This is a genomic window from Fischerella sp. PCC 9605 (genome assembly GCF_000517105.1).
GTDB lineage: Bacteria > Cyanobacteriota > Cyanobacteriia > Cyanobacteriales > Nostocaceae > PCC9605.
The window spans coordinates 416,323-428,465 of sequence record NZ_KI912152.1 but is presented as its reverse complement, the minus strand read 5'-3'; the positions used below and the strand labels follow the sequence as shown (position 1 = coordinate 428,465).

Annotated in this window: 16 protein-coding genes; 6 read left to right on the top strand and 10 right to left on the bottom strand. The window is 45.3% G+C overall.

Features of this window, described 5'->3' with window-relative positions:
• The first annotated feature begins 407 nt into the window (after nt 1-407).
• Entirely contained in the window at nt 408-731 is a 324-nt protein-coding gene (locus tag FIS9605_RS0132310; protein WP_026736208.1) for a hypothetical protein, read from the top strand.
• The gene (locus FIS9605_RS43510; RefSeq protein WP_155960636.1) at nt 712-882 is read left to right on the top strand and encodes a hypothetical protein; all 171 of its coding nucleotides are present in this window, start codon (nt 712-714) and stop codon (nt 880-882) included. Before FIS9605_RS0132310 ends, FIS9605_RS43510 begins: the two co-directional genes overlap by 20 nt.
• Before the next feature lie 477 nt (nt 883-1,359).
• Here the strand turns inward: FIS9605_RS43510 and FIS9605_RS0132305 are convergent, their stop codons facing one another.
• Complete coding sequence (locus FIS9605_RS0132305; RefSeq protein ID WP_026736207.1) at nt 1,360-1,752, bottom strand: hypothetical protein; 393 nt, start codon at nt 1,750-1,752, stop codon at nt 1,360-1,362.
• A gap of 251 nt (nt 1,753-2,003) precedes the next feature.
• On the opposite strand from FIS9605_RS0132305, the gene FIS9605_RS0132300 reads away from it, so the two are divergent.
• Nucleotides 2,004-2,273, top strand: coding sequence for a hypothetical protein (locus tag FIS9605_RS0132300; RefSeq protein WP_026736206.1), 270 nt, complete (start codon nt 2,004-2,006; stop codon nt 2,271-2,273).
• A 370-nt stretch (nt 2,274-2,643) separates the two neighbouring features.
• On the opposite strand, the gene FIS9605_RS0132290 is transcribed toward FIS9605_RS0132300, so the two are convergent.
• Nucleotides 2,644-3,546 carry an SDR family oxidoreductase gene (locus tag FIS9605_RS0132290; protein ID WP_197036215.1) on the bottom strand — a complete coding sequence of 301 codons (903 nt, stop codon included), beginning with the start codon at nt 3,544-3,546 and terminating at the stop codon, nt 2,644-2,646.
• A 70-nt stretch (nt 3,547-3,616) separates the two neighbouring features.
• On the opposite strand from FIS9605_RS0132290, the gene FIS9605_RS0132285 reads away from it, so the two are divergent.
• Nucleotides 3,617-3,817: a hypothetical protein gene (locus FIS9605_RS0132285; RefSeq protein ID WP_026736204.1), complete on the top strand. Its 201-nt coding sequence runs from the start codon at nt 3,617-3,619 to the stop codon at nt 3,815-3,817.
• 82 nt (nt 3,818-3,899) lie between these two features.
• Here FIS9605_RS0132285 and FIS9605_RS46315 read toward each other — a convergent pair whose 3' ends face one another.
• The 8 genes from FIS9605_RS46315 to FIS9605_RS0132250 all read right to left on the bottom strand — a co-directional run bounded on the left by FIS9605_RS46315 (nt 3,900) and on the right by FIS9605_RS0132250 (nt 8,934).
• A complete protein-coding gene (locus tag FIS9605_RS46315) occupies nt 3,900-4,031 on the bottom strand; it encodes a hypothetical protein (protein WP_269321109.1) in 132 nt (43 codons plus the stop codon).
• Between the two features lie 781 nt (nt 4,032-4,812).
• Nucleotides 4,813-4,917: a PEP-utilizing enzyme gene (locus FIS9605_RS46310; protein ID WP_269321108.1), complete on the bottom strand. Its 105-nt coding sequence runs from the start codon at nt 4,915-4,917 to the stop codon at nt 4,813-4,815.
• A gap of 6 nt (nt 4,918-4,923) precedes the next feature.
• Complete coding sequence (locus tag FIS9605_RS45750) at nt 4,924-5,187, bottom strand: hypothetical protein (protein WP_026736203.1); 264 nt, start codon at nt 5,185-5,187, stop codon at nt 4,924-4,926.
• A gap of 56 nt (nt 5,188-5,243) precedes the next feature.
• Entirely contained in the window at nt 5,244-6,125 is an 882-nt protein-coding gene (locus FIS9605_RS0132275) for a DNA alkylation repair protein (protein WP_197036214.1), read from the bottom strand.
• A gap of 461 nt (nt 6,126-6,586) precedes the next feature.
• On the bottom strand, nt 6,587-7,171 hold the full coding sequence (locus tag FIS9605_RS0132270) for a dihydrofolate reductase family protein (protein ID WP_026736201.1): 585 nt from the start codon (nt 7,169-7,171) through the stop codon (nt 6,587-6,589).
• A gap of 115 nt (nt 7,172-7,286) precedes the next feature.
• Complete coding sequence (locus FIS9605_RS0132265) at nt 7,287-7,766, bottom strand: SRPBCC domain-containing protein (protein WP_026736200.1); 480 nt, start codon at nt 7,764-7,766, stop codon at nt 7,287-7,289.
• 12 nt (nt 7,767-7,778) lie between these two features.
• Nucleotides 7,779-8,111 carry an ArsR/SmtB family transcription factor gene (locus FIS9605_RS0132260; RefSeq protein WP_026736199.1) on the bottom strand — a complete coding sequence of 111 codons (333 nt, stop codon included), beginning with the start codon at nt 8,109-8,111 and terminating at the stop codon, nt 7,779-7,781.
• Between the two features lie 319 nt (nt 8,112-8,430).
• Nucleotides 8,431-8,934, bottom strand: coding sequence for an anthrone oxygenase family protein (locus tag FIS9605_RS0132250; RefSeq protein WP_026736197.1), 504 nt, complete (start codon nt 8,932-8,934; stop codon nt 8,431-8,433).
• Between the two features lie 506 nt (nt 8,935-9,440).
• On the opposite strand from FIS9605_RS0132250, the gene FIS9605_RS0132245 reads away from it, so the two are divergent.
• Both FIS9605_RS0132245 and FIS9605_RS43505 read left to right on the top strand, forming a co-directional pair.
• A complete protein-coding gene (locus tag FIS9605_RS0132245) occupies nt 9,441-10,697 on the top strand; it encodes a tetratricopeptide repeat protein (protein ID WP_035140503.1) in 1,257 nt (418 codons plus the stop codon).
• Between the two features lie 210 nt (nt 10,698-10,907).
• Nucleotides 10,908-11,054 (top strand): hypothetical protein, encoded by a 147-nt coding sequence (locus tag FIS9605_RS43505; protein ID WP_155960635.1) that lies wholly within the window; start codon nt 10,908-10,910, stop codon nt 11,052-11,054.
• The last annotated feature ends 1,089 nt before the right edge of the window (nt 11,055-12,143 follow it).

Sequence of the window (12,143 nt, the reverse complement as noted above, 5' to 3'; positions counted from 1 at the left end):
ATATTATTGTGCTGAATATGTTTTCCTAGAGAGCCGATCCACTAATTATATGTTGACAAAAACTAAAGTATGTGGAGCAGGGTAAAACGCCTATTATGGGCTAAATATTTAGGTCTGTTTTTTAGCGATCGCATTAAAACGGAAAGCCTAAATGTTAGATTTAAACAACGCCCACCTAACTGCATTTTACGTCAACTACTTCTACTGGACTGGCTCTCTAGAACACCCATTCTAACCCAGCCATCACGGCCAGATATGACCGCAGGCCAGACGAGAGAAAGCGCCGCGCCGCTGCTACTTTGCAAGTTCCGGAAAGAAAAAGCTCCCGCTGTTACCCCGTGAGAGCAGCGAATATAGTCAATAGTTAATAGTAAAGCGTTTCCTCTAAGAAAAATGGACAATGCGAAGTGATACGTATCGAACTCCTCAAAGGAATGTGTAACGAGACAAAGGACTTGATAATGCTGGCTATTAGGTTCTATATCCGCTTAGCTAAAGCACTTCTACTAGCAGCAGCAATTACATTTGTTTTTATGTTTGGGTTATCTCTTCTCTATCTGGTGATATTTGCTCCTTTACAATTTATCTTCAATAACACCAGACACGAACAAACGCTAATGGCTATTGAAGGTGTGTATGGAGCAGCATTTATTACTCTTGGTGGGATCGCATTCATCTTGCTGTTACCAGCTGCGTGGGAAGTTGTAAAGCATGACGAAAAGAAAAAGTAGGCAAGGCATATTCGGTGTCGGTCATGCCGAGGTCGTTGATTTCAGTCATGGGGTGCTGGGGGCGATCGCTATTTCTGTTCTACTATTGCACGTTGTACATTGCCGCATACATCGACGCCCTTCGATTTGCGATCACATCCAGATTATGTAATTTCAGAATTGTTAATTTATTCCAAAAATGAATAATGACCTTGTTCTTTTTTTATCTGTGTTGATATACCACGGGTTATTAATGCACTAAAAGCAGGAGGAACCGAAGCCTTTAAAGAAGCTGTAGACCATCCACTAGTTAACATTTTGGTGGCAACTATTGAAGGGTGGGGAATCTAAATAAATCATCGTTACCCCTTCGGTTTTGGCTGTTGATAATCCCGCTCAAATTTCCGACCCAGGCGATCGCGAATTATAAAGCTACAACTCCGGAATGCCTTTTTAGCTTTGGGCAATATCGGGCAAATACCAGAAGACAACACCACGCGCTGCAACAGCAGCAATCAGAACAACTTGGATGGCATCACTGGAATTAAAAGTTATTTTTGTTACCTAAATGTCATTTATCATCCTTCTCCAACCAGTTAAATTTGTCGTGCGTCTCAAAGCACCTTTTTTAAAGCGCTCGAAGAAAGTTTCAATTAGCTTTACCCTCTTTGAGTACTTGATCTAGAAAATTTCTAGCTCTTTGTGCTTTAGCCAGTGCTGCTTGATGCTCACCGTAAGCACGAACGAGGCGAGAAAGACCACTTACACCTGTCTTAAGTTGCTCAAGTTCTTCACCAGTAACCACTTCCCCATCGAGCATCCGCCCGATCAAAGGTTTAATGTCGCCCACTTCGTGGCGAACTTTTTGGAGTTTTTCTACAGTACTTAGTAGGGCTTTGAGTGAGTTCAAGATGTCGTCAATATCCTGGGTATCTTCCACTGGTTCAGAGGAATCTTTAACTGTTGCTGTATCTTCAGTATCTGAAACCACAGGTGAAACATGAGCTTCCGTTTCACTTTTAACCCCGTTTGTCCGTGCCATTAACACTTCCTCAATCAATTTCCTCAAGTATCACTATATGCCAAATTGCCAATGATAGTATTGTTATAATTCGTTTCAAACAATTAGAAAAGTCATACTCCACTGAGACTACAGCAGGCACTCAGGGCATACGCAAAAGAAACCATCAACCAAATGTTCCTTAAATTATCAAAGCGCGTTATATTAGTTTGGTTTTGAGTTAAATAAACAACCTTGTTTTTTTGCTAATTTCTACATCGAGTGAAATCACTATGAAAACAAAATTAATCAAAATCATTGAAAAACCTGCTTTCAAAAAATCAGAGATAAAAGAGGAATTAGAACAGCAAGATTTTCCAGACGATAGTATAAATACCCAAGAGCTAGAACTTGACACAAAGCAAGTGCTGAATTATCAGCATACTGAATCATTATATAATCCAGTACCTGATTATCCTTTAGTCCAATCTGTTGGCAATTCAGGATGGCAAGTTTCCCAGATTTGGCGGGATATCAGAGTTGATAATTTCTGTAATGGATAGGGAATGCTTAGATTTCAGCCTGACGGGTATAATTAAAAACTCCAAAACACTCAATACTCTTTGTGACAAAATTTCTGCCCCTTTGCTCATATGCTACAGGACAGTCACAGATGAATATCTGCCTCTTTTAGCCGATTGAACTGGTGTATCAGGAATACCACTTGTAGTAGAAAGCGTTTTTTGTTCAGACTGCGCCCAAATCTTTTCGTTCCCACAAGTATGCATCTACTAATTTTTCACACACAGATGCCAATCTTTCTAAAATCAGTCGGGGTACCTTGGAAAAGGCGATACCCCCTTCACGGGGGTAGCCCACTTTCCGGGGGCATCGCACTTGAGACCACTCTAAACATAGGTTGAGTTGGTCGCCTTATCGGTATCCGGTTGCGTCAGCAGGTTTACCAGCGTCTGCAACCTCACGAATGTAGCGCCAAGCATCAGGCTGCGAACCATCTAAGTCCCTAAAGCCATAGACCTGTGCCAGTTGACCGCTCGATAGTGACTGACCGCTCCAGCGAGCCACATCCGGGTCTTGGGCAAGACTCGCAACGGCACGACCGATATAGCGGGGAGTTTCAGAAATAACGAAGTGCGGTTCTTTTGCTGTTGCATCCTGCCAGTTAGCTTCGCTCACGCCAAAACTATCCAACATGATTTCCGATCGCAACCAGCCTGGAGTCAATGCCACAGCCGTACATTGAAGGGGTTGCAACTCTTGCGCCAGCGCCCAAGCCATGCGGATGACTGATGTTTTCGCCAAATCGTAAAACAGCGACAGTCGGTAGTTTTTGTCATTGTATTCTGCCGTGCCATCCGTAATCTCAACGACCAGTCCGCCTGGATTTTTGATTAACAGTGGTAGCGCAAAGTGACTGGTGATGATATGCGTCTCGATCGCCAATCTCAGCATCCGCAATCCCCGATCTAGGGAAAGCTCCCACACGGGCTTGTTGAACTCCGCCAAATATTCTCCGCCAATATCGTTGACCAAAAGATCCAACCGCCCTTGCTCGCTGTCAATGCGTGCCACCAAAGCTTGAACTTGTGTTGGATCGAGATGATCGACGGGAATCGGGATTCCTTGACCGCCCGCTCGGTTTACCAGGTCTGCTGTTTCTTCAATAGTTTCAGGACGGTTGTATTCGGAGCGTCGATCGCTGGTGGTTCGACCTGTGACATAGACAGTTGCACCAGCCACACCGAGTTCGGTAGCGATGCCACGACCCGCACCGCGTGTTGCTCCAGCTACTAGGGCGACTTTACCTTGAAGCATTCGATCCACGATCTAAAACTGTCTCTAATTCTACCTTCATAGTAAAGGCGTGAAAGGGGAATATCTGTGCATGGAAAAAATCATTTCTTATTGGCTTTCACTACCAGATCCAAAAAAAATTCTTGAGCCTACAAATATTGCTAATTTGGTAAAAGTTAATTATCAAAGACTAAAAGACGCTAACTGCATGAAGCCAGAACGGATAGAAGCACACAGAGGGCGCGCCGAATTTAGCACGCGCTCCAAGCCGAACGACAGCAACAAAGCCTAGACCGCCACTCTGGAAATGCTCACTAGAGAGCGAAAACTCTGTTAATCGTCAACAAGAAACTTTGGACAGGCATGAAGTAACACTAGCCCGAATAGAGAGAAGCATCATCAACGCTCACTACTTCTACTACCGAAACAATACAACTTGTAGCACAACAGGCGGTACAGGCAGAACGCGATCGCGTCTTCTGCGGATCGGGCGTAGTTTTTACCATATATAAATGTGCGAACCCACACTTCGAGAAATTTCTGCGATAAACTGTTTTCTTTGCAAGAATAATTGCTTAGCACGCTCGATACGACAGCAGATGATGAACTGATGAGGCTATTTATAAATGGTCTCTAATATATAAAGGCGGAACTTCAAACACGGTTGAAGCGATCGCCTACATCGCTGCATAACTGATTGCTGTCTCAAGATATCACAAAATCCAGAAACGCTTATCATGTAAGCCTTATATAATACTCCGTTCCCCTCGTTTCAGCTATATCCGCCCATAGGCATATAAACTAAACTGTTTAGTTTGCCCCTGGTCGCAGCTTATTGGGTAGAATCGGGGCGAGTTGCCTTTATGGTACTTTTCCCCGAAGCCCCCACCAAACCGGACAAGCAGCTTATAACCGCATCCGGCGCATCCTCAAACAAACTTTCCTCCACAGCCAAAAGGTTGCTTTGTAATCCCCTTTTGATTTAGGCTTCATCATCCGATATTCCTCGAACTCTGCTTACATTTCTAATTGGACCCAAGTTCGGCTCACGAGTACACTTTTCCGGGCAGCTATTTCATTGTGGGTCAGCATCAACCCGTCACTACGCCCGTGAGTTCACCGTCTGACTGGACAGACTGTGGAGGTATAGCCTCAACAGGTTTCCTCATTCATATGCGCCATCAAAGAGCGCCCCCGTAACACTACCCCCTATTACAGGATTTCTACATACCCTTCTGTTCCATGCACGCGGATTCGTTGCCCATCTTGTATCAGTTTGGTAGCATTTTATACTCCGACAACCGCTGGTAAGCCATATTCACGTGCAATAACTGCTCCATGAGTCATCAGTCCACCCACTTCAGTGACCAAGCCTTTTATGGATACAAACAATGGTGTCTAGCTAGGGTCAGTAAAGGAGGTGACTAATATATCTCCATCTTGGAGATCAGCGTCTTCTATGTTTAAGATGACACGTGCTCGTCCCTCTATAACTCCGGAAGAAACAGGTAGACCTACAATAGATCCGGCTGGGAGATTTTCTCGTTTGTACTCACCCGCAATGATTTCACCATCAGACGTGATCACACGTGGGGGAGTTAGTTTTTCATAGATGAGGATGCCATCGTCACTAAGTCTGGTAGCTGTTTGACGAGTGTTCATGGCGATTAGCGACACAAAAAGAAGAACACTCCTGATTCCTACAAGTTCTGGCTGGACTACTTTGCTGCGGCTCTGAGTTGAATCGCCGTTTCGTTGCCCTTTTTCGCAGGGTGGCGGAGGGCATGACGGATGAGCCATTTTAGGTCACTCGTCGCACCGTTCAGCCAACGATCGCAAAGCTGAAAGACAAGCTCAGGATGATCTTTCGCAATATCCCCAAGATGATTTGCAACACTGCGCCGCACATAAAGGCTCTGGTCATTCTTCAAGGCTTCCAGGATCGGCAGAACAGGCGTAGGATCAGCAATCAGAGCAGGAATGCGTAGACCCCAAGGCAGTCTCGGACGAGTTCCTTCTGAGCAAAGACGGCGAACATGAGGGTTGGAATCTGTCGTCCAACGCATTAGCTCGCTCAGTGTGCGATCGAGGTGCTGAATCAGAAAGGGTCGGATGGAGAATTCTGCGGTAAATCGAGTGGTCAGTTCGTACTGGGCAGACATCGATAGGGGGAAGGGATCTGTTCCACCATTGTGGATCGGGTCGATGCCGTATTCAGCAATAAAGCAACTGTGCGGTAGATAGAAGAATGCTGCTAAACCAAACTCTTCTGCCTCGGTTTGCGGCGGTGTGAAGGATGCAATCAGAATCCCGATCGCCTCTTCATAACGATCGGGCAAATGTTGACGCAGTGCCAATGCTATATGCCGACCTCGCTCCTTGAGTTCAAGTGAATCTAATTCTGCTAATGCAGACTGGCGGAACGATTTGTGATCGAAGGCTGAGTAGACGAGTGAAATGTTTCGCGCTAAGCAATCTACTGCTTCTTGACCCAGCAAGTGCTTGAGTGGTACACCCTTTTGAATTGACCTGGGTGCAGATGGGATGCTAGGTACGCCCATTTCCGCCTGCTTGACTCGATTGTTGTCAGTCCGAGACATAAAGCTTTTCTACCTCATCATCCACCTTGAGGGTGATGTATTGACCTAAAGATAAGCCAAACGAACGTCCACAGCAAAGGGGTAGCAGAAGCATCCGTACAAAGGAATGAGTACCTCAGTAGGGTGCGTTACTTAACGCACCGCTCCAAGGCTCGATCGCGCCGTACTCTGTTTGCGATAAGCGAAGCTTAACGCAAGACAGGCGTATCGCACCCAAAAGCTTCTCCTAGATGCCCGACGAAAGAGCGAGGGGTTTGTTTGATTTAAGTTATCGCTACGGACATATTTTATGGTGCGTTCATAACGCACCCTACTGGCGTGACCGGACTAAAATAGTGCAATAAATTTTTGTGGTGCGGGCATCTTGCCCGCATCGGACAGGCGAGACGCCTATCCCACAAGAAAATCATATTGCATCAAATTAGCCCGGTCACGCTACTACAACCTGACTTGGCAGCTTACTATGCGGCGCGCCGATAGCGCATGAACACAACGCCTGTCGGTAGCGGTGATGCCTCCACCAGTGTCAGGTTGAGGCGCTTTCCTTCCGGATACAATCGCTTGCCACCGCCCAGCACGAGGGGATAAACGTGCAGGCTGTATTCATCTACCAAATCATTTTGAGCCAGCACCTGAACCAGCACGCTGCTACCGTCTACGAAGATGTTCTTACCGGACTGTTGCTTGAGCTGGTGTACGGCTTCAACCACGTTGTCGCTAATCAGGGTGGAGTTCCGCCAAGCCGATGCGGATTTCAACGTGGTGGACACCACGTACTTGCGAATGTTGTTCATTACATCGCCGAACGGGTCGCCCCCTGGCATCGGTTCAAACGCGCCGCCGTGGATTTGCCATGTCTTGCGGCCCAGCAAGAGGGCATCGGCTTGGGACATCGCCTCAAACAAGTGCGCCCCAATGTCATCATGCCAATAGGGCTGCGTCCAGCCGCCATGCTTAAAGCCGCCTTCGGTGTCTTCATCCGCGCCACCTGGCGCCTGGATCACACCATCCAGCGTGATGAATTCAGCGACGATAAGTTCTCTCATACATCTCACCAAGTGGATTAGTTTCTGGTTGCATAGGCAGATCCATGATGAAAATTGACGCTCTGGAATCGGCGACTTCCAACCACGATCAGTCTTGCGGGAGAGCGAGTTGTCATTAATTGTCTGGTTCTAAAAGCTTGCCGAGCGCTTCAACGGACTGCCGCCAGCCGCTTTCCATGCCGCTTGCGACCATGCCGTCACGGTCTTGTTGGCTCATTGCTGTGCTGTGTGTACGAATCTCAGTTGTATGCTCGTCAATTGCTACAAACTCAGCTTTTTCCAGCATGACATGCCCACGTTCCGGCATCCCCAAGAATTCAAATGTCTGCACGATCCGTTTATCTTGAGCGACTTCATGAAAACAGCCCGTAAACTCATACTCGTTACCATCTTCCGATCGCTCAGCAATGTGCCAACTGCCGCCGTCTTTACAATCGAAGTGATACACTTTCATCGGATTACCGCGACACCACCAACTCGCAAAGAGTTCCTCAAAGGTATACGCTTCAAATACCTTTTGTAATGGAGCGTTGATTGTGACTGTACCCAGGATATTTTGGGAATTTTCTGGGACAATTACTTTTAGATTTGCCATACCGTTATCCTCCTAGCTTGATTGCTGATCTTCTAGTAGTTTTTCCAAAGCATCGAAGCGGGCGCTCCAGATCTTTTCATACTCGCTGAGATACGAGAAGGCGACTTTGAGCGTTTTGGGTTGAATCTGAATCACTTTCTCTTTGCCACTTCGACGCTTGGTAATGAGTCCTGCTTTCTCCAGCACGCTGACGTGCTTTGCGATCGCTGCCAAGGACATCGCATAGGGTTGTGCTAATTCGCTGATAGTATGTTCTGCTCTCGATACCCGCTTGAGAATGTCTCGCCGCGTCACATCAGCCAGAGCACCAAAAATTCTATCAAGGGCAACATTTGATTCAACCATATGGTTGAATGATAGCCGACGATACAGATCGTGTCAAGTGTCCTGAGCCTCTGAGGTTGGATATGATTGGTTCTTGGGATTGTAAGCAGCCTTTGTGATCTGGGGGGTTAGTTGTGCTGCATAACGGCTAAGATGAGCGGCGGCGAGCAATCTCTGTATCACCACCAAGAACTCTATACCGTCCGCTCCATGTGTTGTTATACTACGTTTGGGCGACAGTTTTACAATTTCTCTTCTGCTTTCATCTTGCTGTTTCTGCAAATCTATAAAGATTGCGTTCAAGTCATAATTGAACGACTTGGCATATTCTTCACGAATTCTACGATTGTGCCGCTCGATAACAGAGCGCGATGGTGAGCAATGCCGCTGCCGCCAGCGCTGCTACTGTCCGAACATGATTCCAGACCGTCCAGTTGGTAAGGAAGCTACTCCACAGGCTCGCGCCGTCAGTGCTGTCCGGCTTGACGACCGCCAGCGCGTCATTCAGCGGCACATTGAACACAATTGTCACCAGAACGGTGCCGATAAGATAGAGCAGGCTGCCGATAAGCAAGTAAATGGCACCGGGTTGCTGCCACTTTAACAGCGAGGAGACAGCCAGAAAGATGCAAGCTGCGGCTGTTCCCAGGAAAGCCCCCATAAACCATGGATTGTAAACCGTGATATTGATGGACTGGAAGGCGGCAATGCCCTGTGCTGGCTGAAGTCGGGCAAGGGCGCTCATCACGAAGGTTGAGAAAGCGAAAAAGACCCCAGCTATCAGTCCACAGCCCAGTGCTGCGAAAAGCTTCAATGCGAAAAGTAGGTAGTCAACAGTTGTCATAAAGCCTCCTGGAAATTACGGTCCAACAATGTTGTTGAGCGATCAGAGACTGTGGGGAGGAAGAGGCAGCCTATGTGTACATTTAAAATAAACTCTTAAAGTTTAAAATAAACTCTTAAAGTAACTGGCACATATTAAGATTATCGTCAGCACTTTGCCGCTGCGCGAAGCGATTACCACGCAAGGTAGCCCCTACGCTGAAATTAGGTAAAATTGGGCAGCCGTATGAAAAATCTACTCGTCAGACCAGTAAACTCTGACCCAGGAGGAGCGGGTTTTAGCATCAGGCTTACTGCGATTATTATCAATAACCCGCTCCTCCTGGGACGGCTGCCCAATTTTACCCAGATTTTTTGTACCCCTACAGTGCGATCGCTCTGTCTCGTCGAACAATCAAACTTTCAATCCCTGTCAAACCACAACTCATACTTAATAGTTTTTGTCAATGAGAAATCATACTCATGTGACAGTTTACGACTTTATTATTTTCACTGCCTTATAGAAAAATGAATAGTCAACTAGACATAACTCTTGAGCATTATGAAGCATCACTTAAAGTTTTAGATAAAGCTGGTTCTGCTATTGATATTGAACAAGCTTTGGCAATTTTAAATGCACGGGATACAGTGCAGAAAGCTTTGAAGGAGGAAAAGAGCATCCCTAATAGCAGGCTGCACAAACTTATCGAATTAGATGAGCATCTTAGGAATAATGCTGAACGAATTACTAGAGCCATTAACAGCAAAACATTAGACAAACTGCAATCTTGGCGTGAGAGTGTCCAACCTAGTGCAGAGGCGTGGTGGTGGAAATTGGATGATATCGCACCTCACCCTTGGGATAGTTGGGATTGGTTATGGGTCAGTTTGAGTATTGTTTGTTCGACTGCTAATATCAGTTTGTTGGTAAATATTTTTACTCGCTTTTTAGATGCTGGAGTTGGTTTATTAGGAGTAGCAGCAGTAACTGTACCAAGTATTCTGACATTGCTACAAGCAGGAAGCCAATTTACTAACACTGGTAAAAAAGGATTTCATAAATTACTGGATAAGAAGATTCCTAAGCAATATCACCAGGAGGTTAAGTTCGCTTTAAATCTGATGATGACAGGAGCATTGGCTGTTTTTTGGTTAGTATTGCCATCTAAGGTTTCTAATATGTATAACGGCAATGGATTAAAAAACTATGTTGAACGATATTTAGGTAGTGCAGAACGGGATTTCCTCAAAGCTATTTCTTTGAATATAGATAATTTTGAGGCTCATTATAATTTAGCTAATCTATATGAAGAATGGCAGGATGTAGAGAAAGCTAAAAAGGAATATCAACTTGCTCTTTCTGGAAATTTACCAGAAGCTTATAACAACCTAGCTCGTTTGTATATCCTAGAGAAAAAATATTCTCAAGCATCTTTACTCTTAAAAAGAGGTTTAGTGTTAGCTCAGAAGAACAATAGCAACCCAGAAATTAAATATAGTTTGTTTAAAAATTTGGGATGGGTACGCTTAGAGCAACGCAGGTATGAAGAAGCGCAACAAATTCTGCAAGCGGCAATAAGTATTACTAACAACACAGAAGCAGTAAAGTATATTCAAAATACTGGTGCTGCACATTGTTTGTTGGCACAAGTTTTAGAAAAACAAAAAAAATCAACAGCAATTGAGCAGTGGCAGAAATGCAATCAACTTGCTTCAAACTTCAATTATGATGAGGAGAATTGGTTATACATAGCACAGAATAAAATCCAAAATAAAATCAAATGATGCAAGAATATTGGAAATCACAAATTATTTATCGAACTATTATCTCCCTAATATAATTTCTTCACACGCACGCTCTCTTGTTGCACTACGGGCATTACGCCTGGGTGTACGTTGTAACTCTAAGGTGAATTCGCCCAATACTGTACATTTAAAATAAAGTCGTTAAATTTAAAATAAAGTATTTAAATTTAGAATAAAGTCTTAAAGTAAGTGGCACACATAGACTCTCAAGAAACACATTGCGTTGAGGACAAACATTTAGACGTTCTACAGAATATAGAGTTTGCCATCGTGCAAGTCTATCAAGAAAGACCTGATTTGATTGATGCCGAAGTTATGACAGAATTGAATCATTAACCTGCCTTTATAGTGCCGAAGCTCAAGGTCGGTCAGGCACAGCGCGTCCACGCGCGAGGAATATCAGCCCAAGTAGCCGAACAAGTGAAAGCGATTTGCGTTCTTTCGGTTAGGTCGAACATCCATTTTAGATGAAACTGACCAACCGCTTGACGAAAAGATGACACCCAAAACTTTAACAGCAAATCAAGACTGCCTCAAACGAATTCAATCGTCAATTAAACTGTGGACGACAAGAGGCGGGCAACAAGCATATCTCAACTTTATCCAGCAGTTTTTTCAATCTTAATTAAATACATGACCCCGTGTAAATTAAACATATGATTGTCGCTTCGCGCTGCAACACAACCAAAACTTTCACACAAGCCCGTCATTAAAGCGGCTTAACAACGAGCGCGATCGCCACTACTGAGTCGAGCGATCGCCAACGCTTGATTCCTTGCTTTGATAGAGGCTACGGAATTGGGAGCATCCTTAACAGGATTCACGATATTAGACCCACAAGTTTTACAGACAACAGTCGAGGGCGCAAGTAATGCACATATAGGGCTGCGCCAAGCTATTGACTAGCTCAAACATGCCGGGCGTCTTGAATATTTCATAACTGCACCACACGACTCAAACCCATCGCTAGCGCCTGACGGCGTGATTTAGGCGCAGCACAGATACAGCAAATTGTTGTGACGGCGGCATACCTGCAATGCCCCTACGAGTGTCATGCGTAATCTTTTACCATTTTGCATTTTTAATTTTGAATTTTGAATTGTTTTGACGCATATGTTAACGCTACTGCTGGCAACAGGCGCTTCGGTGTTCCCTGTTAAGAGTTCCCTGTTTTGGACAACAGACTTCAAGCGGGGCGTCACACTACTCTAACGCTTCCCCCTGCTAAGAGCTCCCTGCCCCCTGCACCCTGCCCCCATGCCTCTTCTCTGTGCGGCAGAGAGTTTGAACCAATCTGAGTTCATTATCTCTACTGACAACGCTTCTGACTCGCCTTGGGCTAATCCTCCGTATTCTCTCGGTCGGATAGTCCCTTTTTTTACTCTCTTTACCTTTATTTACTTACGGCGTTGCACATCTCGTGGG